General features: G+C 61.0%; 15 protein-coding genes. 6 read left to right on the top strand and 9 right to left on the bottom strand.

Annotation, left to right across the window (positions count from 1 at the left end; all coding sequences use genetic code 11):
- Positions 1 to 48 precede the first annotated feature (48 nt).
- Positions 49 to 741, top strand: a complete 693-nt coding sequence (locus HJY11_RS01955; RefSeq protein ID WP_208074384.1) for a hypothetical protein — start codon at positions 49 to 51, stop codon at positions 739 to 741.
- 500 nt (positions 742 to 1,241) lie between these two features.
- Here the strand turns inward: HJY11_RS01955 and HJY11_RS15395 are convergent, their stop codons facing one another.
- Together HJY11_RS15395 and htpG are read right to left on the bottom strand one after the other, a co-directional pair.
- The gene (locus HJY11_RS15395) at positions 1,242 to 1,376 is read right to left on the bottom strand and encodes a hypothetical protein (protein ID WP_279570999.1); all 135 of its coding nucleotides are present in this window, start codon (positions 1,374 to 1,376) and stop codon (positions 1,242 to 1,244) included.
- A 224-nt stretch (positions 1,377 to 1,600) separates the two neighbouring features.
- Positions 1,601 to 3,508 carry a molecular chaperone HtpG gene (gene htpG / locus HJY11_RS01960; protein WP_208074465.1) on the bottom strand — a complete coding sequence of 636 codons (1,908 nt, stop codon included), beginning with the start codon at positions 3,506 to 3,508 and terminating at the stop codon, positions 1,601 to 1,603.
- Between the two features lie 203 nt (positions 3,509 to 3,711).
- On the opposite strand from htpG, the gene HJY11_RS01965 reads away from it, so the two are divergent.
- Positions 3,712 to 3,957: a hypothetical protein gene (locus HJY11_RS01965; RefSeq protein ID WP_044992476.1), complete on the top strand. Its 246-nt coding sequence runs from the start codon at positions 3,712 to 3,714 to the stop codon at positions 3,955 to 3,957.
- A gap of 209 nt (positions 3,958 to 4,166) precedes the next feature.
- On the opposite strand, the gene HJY11_RS01970 is transcribed toward HJY11_RS01965, so the two are convergent.
- The 5 genes from HJY11_RS01970 to HJY11_RS01990 all read right to left on the bottom strand — a co-directional run bounded on the left by HJY11_RS01970 (position 4,167) and on the right by HJY11_RS01990 (position 8,386).
- A complete protein-coding gene (locus HJY11_RS01970; RefSeq protein ID WP_208074385.1) occupies positions 4,167 to 4,376 on the bottom strand; it encodes a DUF6514 family protein in 210 nt (69 codons plus the stop codon).
- Positions 4,377 to 4,508: 132 nt separating this feature from the next.
- The gene (locus HJY11_RS01975; protein WP_208074386.1) at positions 4,509 to 5,879 is read right to left on the bottom strand and encodes an ATP-binding protein; all 1,371 of its coding nucleotides are present in this window, start codon (positions 5,877 to 5,879) and stop codon (positions 4,509 to 4,511) included.
- Between the two features lie 533 nt (positions 5,880 to 6,412).
- Positions 6,413 to 7,174, bottom strand: a complete 762-nt coding sequence (locus HJY11_RS01980; RefSeq protein ID WP_208074387.1) for a sporulation initiation factor Spo0A C-terminal domain-containing protein — start codon at positions 7,172 to 7,174, stop codon at positions 6,413 to 6,415.
- Positions 7,175 to 7,573: 399 nt separating this feature from the next.
- Positions 7,574 to 7,897 carry a sporulation initiation factor Spo0A C-terminal domain-containing protein gene (locus HJY11_RS01985; protein ID WP_208074388.1) on the bottom strand — a complete coding sequence of 108 codons (324 nt, stop codon included), beginning with the start codon at positions 7,895 to 7,897 and terminating at the stop codon, positions 7,574 to 7,576.
- 51 nt (positions 7,898 to 7,948) lie between these two features.
- On the bottom strand, positions 7,949 to 8,386 hold the full coding sequence (locus HJY11_RS01990; RefSeq protein WP_208074389.1) for a response regulator transcription factor: 438 nt from the start codon (positions 8,384 to 8,386) through the stop codon (positions 7,949 to 7,951).
- Between the two features lie 258 nt (positions 8,387 to 8,644).
- Between HJY11_RS01990 and HJY11_RS01995 the strand changes: the two genes are divergently transcribed.
- The 4 genes from HJY11_RS01995 (at position 8,645) to HJY11_RS02010 (ending at position 12,130) form a co-directional block, all read left to right on the top strand.
- Positions 8,645 to 9,640, top strand: coding sequence for an adenosine deaminase family protein (locus HJY11_RS01995; RefSeq protein WP_208074390.1), 996 nt, complete (start codon positions 8,645 to 8,647; stop codon positions 9,638 to 9,640).
- A gap of 46 nt (positions 9,641 to 9,686) precedes the next feature.
- Positions 9,687 to 10,967: a metal-dependent hydrolase family protein gene (locus tag HJY11_RS02000; RefSeq protein ID WP_208074391.1), complete on the top strand. Its 1,281-nt coding sequence runs from the start codon at positions 9,687 to 9,689 to the stop codon at positions 10,965 to 10,967.
- A gap of 192 nt (positions 10,968 to 11,159) precedes the next feature.
- Positions 11,160 to 11,711, top strand: a complete 552-nt coding sequence (locus HJY11_RS02005; protein ID WP_208074392.1) for a shikimate kinase — start codon at positions 11,160 to 11,162, stop codon at positions 11,709 to 11,711.
- 14 nt (positions 11,712 to 11,725) lie between these two features.
- Positions 11,726 to 12,130 (top strand): GNAT family N-acetyltransferase, encoded by a 405-nt coding sequence (locus tag HJY11_RS02010; RefSeq protein ID WP_208074393.1) that lies wholly within the window; start codon positions 11,726 to 11,728, stop codon positions 12,128 to 12,130.
- Positions 12,131 to 12,189: 59 nt separating this feature from the next.
- Here the strand turns inward: HJY11_RS02010 and HJY11_RS02015 are convergent, their stop codons facing one another.
- Together HJY11_RS02015 and HJY11_RS02020 are read right to left on the bottom strand one after the other, a co-directional pair.
- Positions 12,190 to 13,896, bottom strand: a complete 1,707-nt coding sequence (locus tag HJY11_RS02015; protein ID WP_208074394.1) for a DEAD/DEAH box helicase — start codon at positions 13,894 to 13,896, stop codon at positions 12,190 to 12,192.
- Positions 13,897 to 14,220: 324 nt separating this feature from the next.
- On the bottom strand, positions 14,221 to 15,333 hold the full coding sequence (locus HJY11_RS02020) for an FtsW/RodA/SpoVE family cell cycle protein (RefSeq protein ID WP_368041527.1): 1,113 nt from the start codon (positions 15,331 to 15,333) through the stop codon (positions 14,221 to 14,223).
- Positions 15,334 to 15,534: the final 201 nt, after the last annotated feature.

The following is a 15,534-nucleotide window of genomic DNA, read 5'->3' on the forward strand; positions in this document are numbered from 1 at the left end:
AATACTGCCGCCCAGCGGCACAAATTCACGCAAAAAGGTTGGGATCTCTTGCTCAAACGCGAACAGACCTTCGCCCTCGTCAACCGCATCTTTGTGGCGGTGATCGTGGCGCTGCACCTGGGGTTTGCCTTTACCTATCTGCTGCGCGACGGGGACCATTACCTCTTTCAAAAATCGCTGCTGGGGCTGCCGCTGCTCCTGCTGCCCACCCTCATCTTTCGCATCTTTCGGCTCAAACCCTGCCACCAGCTCAATTTCTGGGTCTATCTCTTCATCTTTTTGGCCCACACCATCGGCATCACCATCACCCACTACAACATCCCCTACTACGACAAGGCCATGCACACCCTGTCGGGGGTGTTCGCCGCCTTTCTCGCCCTTTGCTGCTTTTACTTTTTCAAGCCCGGGCGGGAGATCGACCGGAGGGACGGGCCGCTGTGCTGTCTCTTCGTCTTTGCCGTGAGCATGGCAGTGGCGGGCCTGTGGGAGATCGGCGAGTACACCGTCAGCTGTATCGACGGCTCCGACCCGCAACTGGTTTTTCGCACCGGGGTGGGCGACACCATGCAGGACATGATCGTCTGCATGGCCGGCACCCTGCTCTTTGTGGGGGTGTTGGCCCACTGGTACCTGCGCCGCGACACCCGCCGTTCCGGCCCCTTGATGGGGGCCTTCGACACCTTTTATCAATACAACCTGGCCCCCCGTCGGGGAGCCGGTCAAGGGGGTGAAAAGGCATGAGAAAAGGGCTTTCAGTGGTGGCCTTTGTGCTGGGCATCTGCACCGCCCTGTGCGGCATCGGCGTCACCGTGTTGGGCGCCGTCGGCATGGGGGGCCGCAGAAGATAGGGCAAAACCGCAAAAGGGCGGGAGGGGACCGAAGCTGCACTCGGTTCCCTCCCGCCCTCTCTTTGGCAGTTCTTTTCCCCTGCACAAATCCACCGGCAAACCCCGTATCGATCGATGAGGTAGGCCGTCAGGGGGCATATGCTTTACCCTCTTGCCCGCCCCTCTCTCGGGCCGCCCGAGCGGTTGTAAAGTCAATGTCAAGGCAGGCCCCCGGCTCATCCCCCCCTATCCAGTTGGATACGCAGGATACAGGTGTCGGGCCACCCTCGGCCACATGTACGCTTTGATACCAGTTCGCAAAGGCACGGCGCAGCCGGGCGGCCAGTCCTGCCGCAGGTGACAAACCACTCGCCGCAAACGGCGACCGCGGGGCTTCTTTTCATCTGGTGCACCTTACCGGAGAGGGGCACGGGAGATCGCACAAAAGGCCCCGTTCTCGCAGCAGGCGTTGACCAGCTGCACCGCGCAAGTCCCCTCCATTGTCGCCGGGGAGCGGACGGCGTCCCGCCCAAAACCTTCCCTCATCACCGTGCGGGCCGCCTGGGGAAAGAGCCGGCTGTCGTTCTTCCCGCCCTTTGCAGTCCAGTTTGCCCTCAAAAGCACACAATGCACCACACAAACGCCCCACAGACCTCGCACTTCTTTGCTTCTCTCTGCGCCTATGCCAGCACAAAGACGGCGAGAAAACAATTGGCCGGGCAGGCCCTGTGGGGCGCTGTCCAGCCAATTGGCTCTCGCCTTTTTATTCGCTATTACAGCAGTTCGCAGACCAGATCAGTGTAGGCGGTGGGGTTTTCCACCGGGAACCCGGCGATGAGGGAGGCCTGCTCGTAGAGCAGCAGCGCCAACTTCTCGGCGCGCTCCCGGTCGTCTTTGTAGGCCGCCTCCAGCTTGGCAAAAACCGGGTGGCTGGTCCCCAGTTCCAGCACCCGCTGGGCCTTGGGGGCGTCCTCCATCCGCGTCTGGGCGAAGTACTTCTCCATCTCCAAAGTGACGCCGCCCTCGCTGGCGAGGGTCACCGGGTGGCTGCCCAGTGTGGGGGAGATGCGCACGTCGCTGACCTTGTCCTTGAGCGCCTCTTTGAGGAAGTCCAGCAGCTCGCCGTGGGCCTTGGTCTCCTCCTCGGCGGCCTTCTTCTCCTCCTCGCTGGCGGTGTCGGCGTCGCCGACGCTCTTGAGCTCGTGCCCGTCCTGCTCGTGGAGGATCTGCATCACAAACTCGTCCACCTCGTCGGTGAGGTAGAGCACCTCCCACCCCTTGTTCCGCACGTACTCGGTCTGGGGCAGGTTGGCGGCCTTCTCCACCGAGTCGGCGCAGGCGTAGTAAATGTGCTCCTGCCCCTCCTTCATTCGGGAGACGTACTCCTTGAGGGTGACCGGCTTGCCCTCGGTGGAGGAGTAAAACAGCAGCAGATCGGACAGCAGGTCCTTATGGGCGCCGTACTCACTCGCCACCCCGTATTTGAGTTGCAGGCCGAATTGGGCGAAGAATGCCTCGTACTTCTCCCGGTCCTCCTCCATCAGCTTGGCCAATTCCCGCTTGATCTTCTTCTCCAAGCTCTGGGCGATGGTGCGCACCTGGCGGTCCTGTTGCAGCATTTCCCGGGAAATGTTCAGCGAGATGTCCTGGCTGTCCACCACCCCCTGCACAAAGCGGAAGTGCTCGGGCAGCAAATCGGCGCACTTCTCCATGATCAGCACCCCGCTGGAATAGAGCTGCAACCCCTTCTCATAGTCGGCCGAATAGTAGTTGTAGGGGGTGCGGGCGGGGATGAAGAGCAGCGCCTCGTAAGAGGCTTGCAGCCCCTCGGCACTGACGCGGATGCTCTTGAGCGGGTCCTGGTAGTCGCCGAACTTCTCCTTGTAAAAGCTCGCATACTCCTCGTCGCCGACCTCGCTCTTGGGCTTGTGCCAGATGGGGACCATGCTGTTGAGGGTCTCGTCCTCCTCGTAGCTCTCGTAGGCGGGGGCCTGGCCGTCGGCCTCCTCCCCCTCGGGCCTCTCTACCGGGCGGGTCTTGTGGCAGAGCATCTTAATGGGCCAGCGGATGTAGTCGGAGTACTTCTTCACCAGTTGGCGCAGGCGGTACTCCTCCAAAAACTCGCCGAACTGCTCGTCCTCGGTGTCGGGTTTCAGGTGCATGATGACATCGGTGCCGGGGGCGGAGCGCTCGCACTCGACAATGGTGTAGCCATCGGCCCCGGAGGACTGCCACTTGTAGCCGGTCTCCTCGCCGTAGGCGCGGGAGATGACGGTGACCTTGTCGCTGACGATAAAGGCCGAGTAGAAGCCCACGCCGAACTGGCCAATGATGTCGGTGTCGTCGGCCCCTTCCTGCCCGGCAATGTCCTGCTTGAACTGCAGCGAGCCGCTGCGGGCAATGGTGCCCAGATTTTCTTCCAGGGACTTTTTGTCCATGCCGATGCCGTTGTCGGACACGGTGAGGGTGCGCCCCTCCTTGTCAGGGGTGATGCGAATTTCAAAATCCCCCCGGGAGAGACCGACCCCCTCGTCGGTCAGGCTGCGGTAGCACAGCTTGTCAATGGCGTCGGACGCGTTGGAGACAAGTTCCCGCAAAAAGATCTCCCGGTTGGAGTAGATGGAGTGAATCATCAAGTCGAGGAGCCGCTTGGACTCGGCCTTAAACTGTTTTTTTGCCATGGTCTCAATCACCTCTCGCAAAATTAGCACTCCTTCTTACCGAGTGCTAAAAACAGGATAGCGCACAACTGCCGGCAAATCAATGTACAAATTGTGAACATTTCCGCGAAGGGGGCAAAAGGCGGCCGCCGCCCTTGCATTTTTTCCGGCACTGTGCTAGGGTGAAGGCACCCGGTCGAGAGCGCAGGGCCGCCGGGAGGACGATGAAGAAGGAGGGAGCCATCGTGTACTGTCCCCGCTGTGGGAGCGAGCATGTCACCGTGCAGGCCGTCAACCACACCACCATTAAAAACCGGGGGTGCATTGGCTGGTTTTTCTGGATTTTGCTGGCCATCTGCACCTTTGGGCTGATCCTCATCATCCCCGCGGTGACCAACCAAAAGGTCAAAAACACGGTACACACCGAAGCCGTTTGCCAAAACTGCGGCAACCGCTGGTTTGTGCGATAACAGAGAGCAAAAGGCCCGGGAAGGGGAGTGCCCCCCTTTCCGGGCCTCTTTTTCTTTACGGGTCAAACAGCCCCGGCAGACGGGGGGAAACAGGCGGGCCTGCGCCCCCCTCCCCCGCCGCAGGGCTGGGCGGTGGGGAGAGGACCCGGCGGGCACCTCTCCGCTTTTTGTGTCTTTTCGGGACTTTTTGCAGTAAAAAAGCCCCTCAATCAAAGGGGCAAACCATAGAAATCTTCCACGATGTCACACAGGTGACACTCGCTCACGTCCAGGCGGTTGCACTGCTCTGCCAACGCCTCGACCCTTTGGCGCTCAGGGGAAATATCGCGAATTTCCACTGTTTGCCCTGTCAAGCCGTAGGTGGTGCGGGTGATGCCCTCTATACAAATTTCCGTCTGGTTTACCGTGTAGATCTTCATATTGTTTGCACTTCCTCTTTGTTTTTGTAGGGCGGGGTGTCTACTCTCCCCTTGCCCTGTTGTCAATGGCCGCCCGGCTACTGCCGGCAGGCGGGCTGCTGGGCCGAGGTGCGCCCGGGTGGCGAGACGCGCCTACTTGGTTGTCAGAGCCGCTCCACCCCTGCTCTTTTTTTGAAACCGCTTTTTGGGGAAGGTGACCCGAACACACTTGGTGAACTCCAGGTCGTCTTCCAGCTTCTCTACGCGGAAGTCTCCGCCGTAGTCGCCGAGAAGCTTGATCGTATCCGCCAGACCAAATCCGTGGTCTTTGCCCTTGGTGGTGTTGCCGTACTCTCCCAGGGCAGCCAAGATGTGCGGCGGAAAATCGGGGCCGTTGTCGTAGATGGATATCTCGTAATCGCCGCACTCATTGTAACCGAGATAGACCTCTACCGCGCCGTGTCCGTTGGCGGCGGCGCCCGCCGCGCGGATGGCATTTCTCGAGAGATCGCCCACCAGGCGGACCACTTCGCGCAACTTCATAAACCGAAGCAGGGGCTCGATCTCCGTAAAGACGACGACCCGGTAAAAGACATGCGCTTTGGCCGCCATCGCCGCGTGCTTTTGCAGGGTGTTGTTGAGGGTGGAACTGCCGGTCTCCGGCGGCCGATAACCGTTGATGATCCGGTCGCGGATCTCCTCGGCCCGCTCGCCGGCCAGTTGCAGGATCTCGGCCTCATCGGGTGCAAAGCTGTCGGCGAGTTCGGCGTTGTACTCGTGCAGCGCCATTCTCATTTTGACAAGGCTTGCGCTGACAGCCGGGAGAATCTCCTTCTCTTGATGATCCCTGTGCACAGCTTCGCGGCGCTCCAGCTCTTTGTTGAGCTCGTCTTCCCTTGCCTCTGCCACCTTAACTGTCATAATCGCTACGACAAGAATAGCATATCCTAAAATAAAGCCTTCCGCATACTCTGCCAAAATGGTGTGATCCATTTTCACAACAGCAATCATCGAAAAGATTGTAATACAAATTCCTGAAGAGATTGCGTTGAAGCGCTTTGAGAAGCGCTTTGTGACTACACTTTTGGGCGTTTTAGGGAAACATAGCCGTACCACAATAACAAAAGTAACCAAGCGAGGGACAATTGCACAAACCGTTACAAAATCTCTATAATATCCTGACTGGATAAAATAAAGGGCAATCATAACTATATCACCCGACAAGCCACTGGCAACTACTCCAATTGCATATAATGAAAAGATACAATAAATTGAAGTAATAATTGTTTGATGCTTTGTACGAGAATGATAAATACTGATTAGTACGACAAATGCTAAGCCAACTAGAGGTGATAGAGCAAAATCTCCAATCAGTGCAATCGCCGCTGTGGATACTAGAGAAATGATGATGGTCTCAACAATCTTTCTCCGCCTAGTTATAGGTATCTTTTCAAGTTCGTAGTACAACAGGTTTGTCTGTGCAAAAATAGTGGCAAATTTAATTGCTAGAATAAATTTCAGCATGACTTTACTCTCCTTTTTTAAAATTGTATAAAGGACATCATCATGCCTATCATAGCGAAAACCCATGAGAAAAAGGGGATTGACTCATCCCCTTTTCCCCACTCACACCGCCTATTAGTGCCATCCTTTGATCCAGTCCAGGAACGCTTCCCAAAAGCTCACAGTCACGCCCTCCCTTCTTCCGTTGTCTCTTGGAGACTCTCCACGTGCAATCTATCACGGTTGGAAGGGAATCGGCTTCGATATTGGTCGATGGTTTCTGTCGCTAAATGTCGATTCGTGACGAAACTTGAACAAATAAAAAATGAGAAATGGCTTGATTGTAAATTTTTCGTTAACTATATATCAATTCGTTTTTTGTCGAACAATTCTCTGCCGACAGCTGCGCTTTTATCACCTGAAACGAGTGTTTTTACAAAAAAAACACAAGGGGCTGTGGAGAGAGACGGTTCTCTCCGCAGCCCCTTGTGCCTGTTCAACCGCGCCTAAAAGAGGCGCTTTTCTGCTCTTTTTCCCAATCTCCCCAAATGGAACTATCGGTGGCGTTCCCGCAGCCGGGCGACAAAGGCATCCAAAAACTGGGCATTTGTCGGAATGGCGCCGCTGGCCTTTACCAGGTGGGAAAAACGGGCGCTGGTCTGCTCGTAGTTGACGGGCATCCAGGCAATTTTGACAGCATTGCGGATATTGCGCTCCACACTGCGCCACGTACAGCCCACCTGCCTGCCCACTTCTGGGTAGAGGTCTTTGGTGAAGAGCTGTTTGCCTTCCCCCGTGTACTTGTAGTGAAAGAGGGTGGCCCAGGCTGTGCACCGGGCAGCCATCAGCCCACGGCGAAGCCCCATACACTCCAACTCGCGAAAGATTTCGTCGAGCAGCCGCTCCTCCAGCGGCTCCTCTTTCCCCGGGGTGGAAAGGGCCGGCAGGCTGCCGCCCCGCCGCAGCCGCTGGCCGCGCAAAAAGCGGCCCATGCGCTTGACCGTGCCGATCACCTGCTCAGGGCCATAGTTTTGCAGCCGCTTCTCGTAGATGAAACCGACATAGTTGCGCAGATAGGCCTGGGTGCTCTTGTCGGTGACCTTGGTGGTCACCATGACATAGGGATTGTGGGGCCGCTCCGGCGCGGCAAGGGCAGGGGCCAGGTCCAACCCGCTGCCCTCGTCCAATTCCAGGTCCAAAAGCACCACGTCGGGCCGGTAGCGGTCGTTTAGCTTGAGGGCCTCGGCCGCGCTGGCGGTGACCCCCACCAGGTCGATCTCGTCCTCCACGATCATAAGCCTTGTCCTTTTTTCCATCGTTTCCTCTCTCCGTTTCTCCTTTTCCTCTCTTGACAGCGCCCTGCGGGGCGGGGTGTAACCGGTGCACCTCAATGGGTTCGGCGGCCCGTTCCCCCTTTGCCGACCTCTAGGGGCGGTGAACTGGATACCGCTCCCCTATCCGCGGTACCCAGCCAGTATACGGGGTATATGCCGGGCATTTTCCCTGGCGGCCCTGCGTATTTATATGGATTGTCAGACGGGCCAAACACCCCGCAAAAGGGGGCGCTGCCTTCGCCCTTCAACCGGGGGACAACAGGCAGCATGCGGCCTCTCCCCGCCACTGTTTGCGTCTATCATACCCCCACAAAGCGGGGGGGATAGACACCCGGTAGATGGCAAAGGAAATCTTTTTTCTCAACCAAACGGCTCTTTCTTTTACCGCGCGTGTTTGCGCCGCATCCGCACCACAAAGGCCTCGATCAGCTCGCCGTTGGTGGGGAGGTCGCCGTTTTCCCTGACCAGCCGGGGAAAGCGCTCGTACACCAGGTCGAGGCTGCGGTTGCGCACATCCCACACCTTGTGGATGGCGGAGCGGATGTTGCGCTCCACATTCTCCGGGTTGCAGCGCAATTCCTTCGCCACCATCGGATAGAGCTCCTTGGTGAGGGAGAGGGGCTCCTCGCTCTCCAACTGGCAGTAGACCGCCCACACCAGGCAGCGGCAGCGCTTTTGCCCCCGGCGAAGGCCCAAGTCCTCCAACTCGCAGCTGAGCTCCTCCAGCAGCCGCTTTTGGCGCAGTTTCCCCGCGGCCTATGCGGCGGCGCCAGGCTCGCCCGCGCAGCCCAGGCGGCGTCCCTTGAGGAAGCCGCCCATCCGCTTGACGCCGCGCAGCACCTGGTCGGGGCCGTAGCGGTCAATGTTCTTGTCGTAAATAAAACCGACCCCGGCGTCCCGCAGCATATCGAGGGTATGGCGGTTTTCCGTCCGGGTGGTCACCAGGACGTAGGGGGAATAGGGGCGGCTCGGATCGGTGAGAGCGGGCGTCAGGTTTAGGCCGTCGCCCTCCTGCAGCTCCAAGTCGAGAACCACTACATCGGGCCGGTGGCTGTTCACCAGGGCCAACGCCTCTGTCTCACTGCCGGTGATCCCCACCAGTTCGATCTGGCGCTCGTTTTGCAAACACGCCGCAAAAGCCGCCTGCTCTGCGGGTTCGTCCTCTACAATGAGAAGGCTGATCTTGTCGTCCATTGTCCTGTTTCCCCCAATCTCACATCTCTTCTGTCCCCTCCGCAAGCGAGTCGCCAGGCGGGTTTGCGGCTTCTTTGCGGTATGAGAGAATGAAAACTACGCTGTCAGTTTAGCAATTTATGAAAAACTTGTCAAAAACAGCGGAAATATATGCCATTTCTGTTTAGAAAGGCGCGTTGACAAAACCAGCCAAGGGGGGTAGCATTAACCCAAGACAGACCAATCGGCGGGCTCCGCCCGCGCAAGGAGGACGACGAATTGAAAACCTTTCCCAAAATCGAACTGCACCTGCACATCGATGGCTCGGTCCCACCGGCCACCGCCTGGCAGCTGGCCAAGGACCAGGGACTGCCCGAGGGGGAGTTGACCCTGGAAGAGGTCACCCGGCGGATGGTGATTCAGCCCGGGGACAACGGCACCGATTTTAAGGAGTTTGACCTGCCCCTGGCGGTGATGCAGACCGCCCCTGCCCTGCGCCAGGTGACGGCCGACCTGATTGCCCGGCTGGCGGGCGAGGGGGTCTGCTACGCCGAACTGCGCTTTGCCCCCCAGCTGCACCTGGAAAAGGGGTTGACCCAGCGCGACGCCATTGAGGCGGTGTTGCAGGGGGTGGCCGACGGGGAGGCCGCCTGCCCGGAGATCGCGGTGGGCATTCTGCTGTGCACCATGGGAAAATTGGAGCCGGCGGCGGTCAACCGGGCGGAAAACCTGGAGACGGTGCGGCTGGCGGCCGCCTTTATCGCTGCGGGCAGCAAGGTGGTGGGGGTCGACCTGGCGGGGTATGAGGAGCACCTGGCCGACTACGCCGAGGTCTTTGACCTGGCGCGGGAGCTGGGGGTGCCGGCCACCTGCCACTCGGAATTTGAGGTGCCCCAGTGCCTGCCCTTTGGCACCCCCCGCATTGGCCACGGCTACCAGGTGGCCCAGCGGCCCGACCTGGCGGAGATCGTCAAGGCCCGCGGGGTGACACTGGAGATGTGCCCGGTGAGCAGCATCATCTCCTACGACCTGCCCGAGGACGAACAACACCCGCTGAAGGTGCTCTACGACCAGGGGGTGAAGGTGACGGTGAACACCGACAACTTGACGGTGCTGGGGACCAGTTTGGAGCGGGAGTACGAGTACTGCCGCCGGATGGGCTTTTGCGACCGGGACTTGATCTTGATGAACATCAACAGCGCCGAGGCGGCTTTCCTTCCGCCGGAGGAAAAGGCGAAACTGGTGGCCCGGCTGCGGGCCTGTTTGGAGGACTAGGGGCGACCGCGAAGGCCCGCCCCAGAGGAGAGAGGAGCACAGGCAGATGAAATACGCGTACACAGGCGGTGTCCTGCTGGGCGGCAGCGAGGAGATGGAGCCCCGGGCGGGGCTGGTGGTCAAGACCGAGGGCGAACAGATCGCCGCCATCGAGCCGGAGGGGGGCGATCTGGCCGGGTATGAGGTGATCGACCTGGCGGGGCGGTACCTGATGCCGGGGCTCATCAACATGCACGTGCACCTGCCTGCAAACGGCAAGCCCAAAAAGAAGCAGCAGGACAACGCGAAGATGGTGAAGCTGATGACCAGCAACGCCCTGATGAAATCGGTGCTGCGCAAGATGTGCGAGGGCTATGCCCGCACCCAGCTCATGAGCGGGGTGACCACCATTCGCACCATGGGCGGGGTGCTAAACTGCGACAGCGCCATCCGCGACCGCATCGACGCAGGGGAGATCGTGGGGCCCCGCATCCTGGCGGCCAACACGGCCGTATCGGTGCCGGGGGGCCACATGGCCGGGTCGCTGGCCTACGAGGCCCACAGCGCCGGCGAGGCGCGGGACTACGTGGCCAAGATCGCCGCCGAAAAGCCGGACATCATCAAGCTGATGATTACCGGCGGGGTACTGGACGCCAAGAAGAAGGGGGAGCCGGGGGAACTGAAGATGCCGCCGGACTGCGTGAAAGCCGCCTGCGACGAGGCCCACCGCCACGGCCTGAAGGTAGCCGCCCACGTGGAGAGCCCCGAGGGGGTGCGGGTGGCCCTGGAAAACGGGGTGGACACCATTGAGCACGGGGCCAAGCCGGACGAGGCGATCCTCGCCCTCTTCAAGGAGCGGGGGGCCTGTCAGATCGCGACCCTCTCCCCCGCGCTGCCCTACGCCCTCTTCGACCGGGCGGTGAGCGGGGTGTCGGAGATGGAGCAGTACAACGGTGCAGTGGTCTTTGAGGGGATCGTGGAGTGCGCCCGCGCCTGCTTAAAAGCCGGTATCCCGGTGGGGCTGGGCACCGACACCGGCTGCCCCTACATCACCCACTACGACATGTGGCGGGAGGTCAACTACTTTCACAAGTACTGCGGGGTGTCCAAGGCCTTTGCCCTCTCCACCGCCACCAAGAAAAACGCCGAGCTGGCGGGGTTGGGGGACCGGCTGGGCACCCTGGAGCCGGGCAAGTGCGCCGACATGATCGTCACCGCGAAAAACCCGCTGGAGGATTTGACCGCCCTGCGGGAGGTGGCGATGGTGATCGCCCGGGGCAAGCCGATCCGCGCCCCCAAGGTGAAGAAGATGCCCCAGGTGGAGGCGGAGTTGGACAAATTCATCTGACCCTTTCGCGGCCTGTGGTGGGAGGGGCGCGGGCTTTCAAGCTGGCCCCTCCCGGTGCGGCGGAGAGTCGCTTGCCACAGATTGCATGAACGCGCCTCCCCTATCCGGCCGGGCAGTGGCCGGGGCGGGGGATGTGCCATACTGAAAGCACCGGCTGCCCACCGGCGGCCCGGAAATGAGGAGGAGAGGCCGATGGCAAGGGGCATTATTGTATTCGGCTCCCCCGGTTCGGGGACCACCACCCTGGGCCGGGCGGTGGCCGCCCAGCTGGGGTTTGCGCACTTTGATCTGGACGACTACCTCTGGCGGTGGGACACCGAGGTCCCCTTCACCCGCACCCGCCCGCGGGAGGAGCGAATTGCCTTGCTGATGGGCGATCTCTCCAAACACCCCCACTTTTTGATCTCGGGCTCGATGGACAGCTACAACCAGCCCTTTGTACCCCTGTTTGACCTGGCGGTGCTCAACACCGCCCCGGCCGCCGTGCGGGCGGAGCGGGCCCACCGGCGGGAACTGGCCCTCTTTGGTCAGCGCATCCTGCCCGGGGGCGACATGTTTGAAGAGCACCAGCGCTTTCTCGATAACCTGGCCCGCTACGACAGCGACGGCTCCCCCTGTCTGCGGGTACACGAGGCGTGGGCGGCCACTCTGCCCTGCCCGGTTTTGCGCACCGACGGCACCGCCCCAGTGGCGGGGAACGCCGCCCTGGTGGTGAAGGAATACCGCCTGGCCCTGGGGCTTTAAAGGGAGGAACGCAGATGGAAATCAGGACGGCTGGGAAGGACGATTTGGCCTTTCTCTCCGCCCGCGACCGGCACATTGAGCCGGGAGAGCTGGAGGCGCTGCTGGCTTTGGGGCGGGTGATGGTCGCCCAGGAGGGCGGCGAGATCGCCGGCTGGCTGCGGTGGAACCTCTTTTGGGACAACACCCCCTTTTTGAACATGCTGTTTGTGCTGGAGGGGTGCCGGGGCCGCGGGGTCGGACAGGTGCTGCTCGCCCGCTGGGAGGAGCAGATGAAGGGGGCGGGGCACCCGCTGGTGCTGACCTCTACCCTCTCGAGCGAGGGGGCGCAGCACTTCTACCGCCGCCGCGGATACACCGACGCCGGCGCCCTTTTGCTGCCGGGCGAGGCGCTGGAAATTCTCTTTGTCAAAACCATATAGGGCGCAACCCAAAAAGGGGCCGGATGCACCAGTTGCATCCGGCCCCTTGTTCATTTGATTTAAAAGGATTTTTTGCCCGGCTTGGGGAAGCGGCCGGGGCGGCGGGGGCGGTCCTTGTCGGCCCGGTAGGGGCGGGGTCCGCGGGGGCGGGGGGCGGCGAATTCGCCCTCCTTCGGGGTGTATGGGAAGGCCTTGACGATCCGCCCGGCGATCTTGGTTCCGTCGATGGCGCGGATGGCCTCCTCGGCCTTGTCGGCGGGCAGCTCCACCACCGTCTTGCGGTCGTAGATCTCGATCTTGCCGATCTCGCGGCCGGTGATGTCGGTGCGCTCGGCGATGGCGCCGACGATGAAGTTGGGGGCGATGTGCTGTTCCCGGCCGATGCTCAGGCCGATGCGCACCCCCGCGCCCCGGGGCAGCCGCTCGCCCCGCACGGGGGTTTTGACCATCTGGGGGATGAGGTGTTTTTCCTTGCCGAAGAGCATTTCCAGGGCCATGGCCGCCACCTGGTCCATGGAGAAGCCCTCGTCGCAGAGCTCCTGGGCCATGTCGGCGTAGCGGTAGACCTCGGCGGCGCGCAGTTTTTGCAACATCTTCTCAAAGGCGCGGGCGCGGCGGGTCTCGGCGATCTCCTCCGGGGTGGGGATGGGGCGGGGCTCGATGGTGGAGCGGGTCTGGCGGGCGATGTCCCGCAGCTGCCAGACCTGTTTGCGGCCCGAGACCAGGGTAAAGGCCCTGCCCTCTTTTCCGGCGCGGCCGGTGCGGCCGATGCGGTGGACGTAGTACTCGCTGTTTTGGGGGATGTCGTAGTTGAGCACCATGTCCAGGTCGTCCACGTCGATGCCGCGGGCGGCCACGTCGGTGGCCACCAGGAGGGCGGTCTTGCGGCGCTTGAAGCCGTCCATCACCTGGGTGCGCTGGCTCTGCTTCATGTCGCCGTGCAGGCCGGCGGCGGAGAAGCCGTGGTCGTTCAGGTAGGAGGTGAGCTCGTCGACCATGCTCTTGGTGTTGCAAAAGACGATGGCCGACTTGGGGGCATAGGCCCGCAAAACCAGGTTGAGGGCGTCCATCTTGCGGCCCATGGGCACCTCGAAAGAGGCCTGCTCGATGGCGTCGATGGTCACCTGCTGGCGGTTGATCTGCACCATCTCGGGCTCCCGCTGGTACTGCTTGGTGATGGCGAGGATGGCCGGGGGCATGGTGGCCGAGAAGAGGACGGTCTGGCGCTCCTCCGGCGCAAAGGAGAGGATGGTCTCGATATCCTCCCGAAAGCCCATGTTGAGCATCTCGTCGGCCTCGTCGAGGATCACCAGCTTGAGGGCGTCGAGCTTGAGGGTCTTGCGGCGGATGTGGTCCATCACCCGGCCGGGGGTGCCGATGACGAAGTTGGCGCCCTGGCCCAGACGGGCGATCTGCCGGTCGATGGGCGCGCCGCCGTAGACGGCCACCGTCTTGACCCCGCTGCGGTATTTGGAGAGTTTCTGCACCTCCTCGGCGGCCTGCATGGCCAGTTCGCGGGTGGGGCAAAGCAGCAGCACCTGCACCTGGTGGCGGCTGTCTAGCTTTTCAATCATCTCGATGGCGGGGATGGCAAAGGCAGCGGTCTTGCCGGTGCCGGTCTGGGAGCGGCCGATGACGTCCCTCCCCTCGCGGATGAGGGGGATGGTGCCGCTCTGAATGTCGGTGGCGGTGGTGAAGCCCATCTCCTCCACGACGCGGAGGAGTTCGGGGGTGAGGCCCAGTTGGTCAAAGGGGATTTCGTTCATGTGGTTCCTTTCTGCTGGCGGGCGGGGCAGTTCCCCGGCCGCCGGTCTGGGGCGGGGCCACAAAAAGGCCCGCCGCCCACTTGGTCTGCACCACATCCCCACCCGGCAGCGCGGCGGCAAAGCCGCCAAATGCCCACAAAAAGAGCGCCGACACGGCCCGTGTCGGCGCTCTGCGAAGGGGGCCGTAGCGGCCCCCGCTCACATCCCTTTTTCGGTACGAACGTGGTTGATTGCTGTTACAAGCATAGCACAGCTTTGGGCGATTTGTCAAAACTTTTCTTTGAAAATTTGACAGCTTGTACAAATACCGTCGAACCCTGTCGGCTAGGAGAAGATCTCCTGTTTGTTGTTCATGTAAACGCTGAGCACCAGCCCGATGGCCATGTAGAGCATGATGACCGAGGTGCCGCCGGCCGAGAGAAACGGCAGGGTGAGGCCGATGACCGGCATGATGCCCAGGCACATGCCGATGTTGGCGAGAATTTGAAAGAGAAGGATGGCAAAAACCCCCACGCAGAGAAAGTAGCCCAGCCGGTCGGCGCTGCGGCCGGCGGTGGCCAGCACCTTGCCGGTGACTGCCAGCAGCACCGCGATCACGATCAGACAGCCGACAAAGCCCAGGGTCTGCCCGATGTAGGAGAAGATAAAGTCGTTGCGGGCATAGGGCACCTCCCGCGGGACGACGCTGGAGAAGAGCCCGGTGCCGAAAGTCTGCCCGGTGCCGATGGCGATGAGCCCCTGGGACTGCTGGTAGCCGATGTTCTTTGCGTCGGCCGAGAGGTCGGCCAGGATGAGAAAGCGCTGTTTCTGGTTCTCGCTCATGACGAAGTTCCAGAGGATGGGGATGCCCACCCCCGCGGCCACGAAGCCGGCGGCCACATACCGCCAGGAGATGCCGGCGGAAAAGAGCATGGCCAAAAAGATCACCACAAAGGAGAGGGCGGTGCCGTCGTCCCCCTGCAACACCACCAGACCCACCGGGACCATGCCGTGCAGGCAGAGCAGGAGGATATTTTTGTACTGGTTGATGTTCTCCCCCACCGACTCCAGATGCATGCCGAAGGTGAAGATGAAGGAGAGTTTGAGCAGTTCGGTGGGCTGCAGGGTCATGCCAAAGGGCAGAGGCAGCCAGGCCTTGTCGTCGGCGCCGGGGTTTTGGATGCCGAAGAGGAAGGTAGCCAGCACCAGCCCCACGCAGAGGACGACGTGCCACTTCCAAAAGGTGGCGCCGATGTGGTAGTCCATCTTGGAGATGATGATGGCCATGACGACGCCGATGCCGGTGGCCAGGGATTGGGTGATGACCACCTTGCTGGTGATAAAACCGTAAAACATCTGCGAGCAGAGGGTGATGATGGACATGGCGCTGCAGGCAATGCAGAGCAGCCAGAGAATCTTGTCGGTGTCCTTGATGTACTGGTGAACCGAGCGAATCACTTTTTTCAAAGCAGGGCTCCTTTGTTGTTCCTTATAATAAAAAACGGTAAGCAGGGGCGATGGGATCGCCCCTGCAGAGGGCGACAAAAAGAGGGCGGCCAAGCCGTGGCCGCTGTTTGATATATTGTATACTACTGCGCCGTTTTATTCAAGGCGGAATTGTGGTATACTTTATGAAGATTTGCCGCCCTGTCGGTGGGA

It is taken from the genome of Bittarella massiliensis (ex Durand et al. 2017), assembly GCF_017566145.1.
GTDB classification, from domain to species: Bacteria; Bacillota; Clostridia; order Oscillospirales; family Ruminococcaceae; genus Bittarella; species Bittarella massiliensis_A.

Excerpts from the sequence above, each read along its gene's own strand:
- HJY11_RS01975 (WP_208074386.1), bottom strand. The coding sequence starts at position 5,879 with ATGCTGAAATTTATTCTAGCAATTAAATTTGCCACTATTTTTGCACAG.
- HJY11_RS01965 (WP_044992476.1), top strand. The coding sequence starts at position 3,712 with ATGAAGAAGGAGGGAGCCATCGTGTACTGTCCCCGCTGTGGGAGCGAG.
- HJY11_RS02010 (WP_208074393.1), top strand. The coding sequence starts at position 11,726 with ATGGAAATCAGGACGGCTGGGAAGGACGATTTGGCCTTTCTCTCCGCC.
- HJY11_RS01980 (WP_208074387.1), bottom strand. The coding sequence starts at position 7,174 with ATGGAAAAAAGGACAAGGCTTATGATCGTGGAGGACGAGATCGACCTG.
- HJY11_RS02015 (WP_208074394.1), bottom strand. The coding sequence starts at position 13,896 with ATGAACGAAATCCCCTTTGACCAACTGGGCCTCACCCCCGAACTCCTC.
- HJY11_RS01970 (WP_208074385.1), bottom strand. The coding sequence starts at position 4,376 with ATGAAGATCTACACGGTAAACCAGACGGAAATTTGTATAGAGGGCATC.
- HJY11_RS01990 (WP_208074389.1), bottom strand. The coding sequence starts at position 8,386 with ATGGACGACAAGATCAGCCTTCTCATTGTAGAGGACGAACCCGCAGAG.
- htpG (WP_208074465.1), bottom strand. The coding sequence starts at position 3,508 with ATGGCAAAAAAACAGTTTAAGGCCGAGTCCAAGCGGCTCCTCGACTTG.
- HJY11_RS02005 (WP_208074392.1), top strand. The coding sequence starts at position 11,160 with ATGGCAAGGGGCATTATTGTATTCGGCTCCCCCGGTTCGGGGACCACC.
- HJY11_RS02000 (WP_208074391.1), top strand. The coding sequence starts at position 9,687 with ATGAAATACGCGTACACAGGCGGTGTCCTGCTGGGCGGCAGCGAGGAG.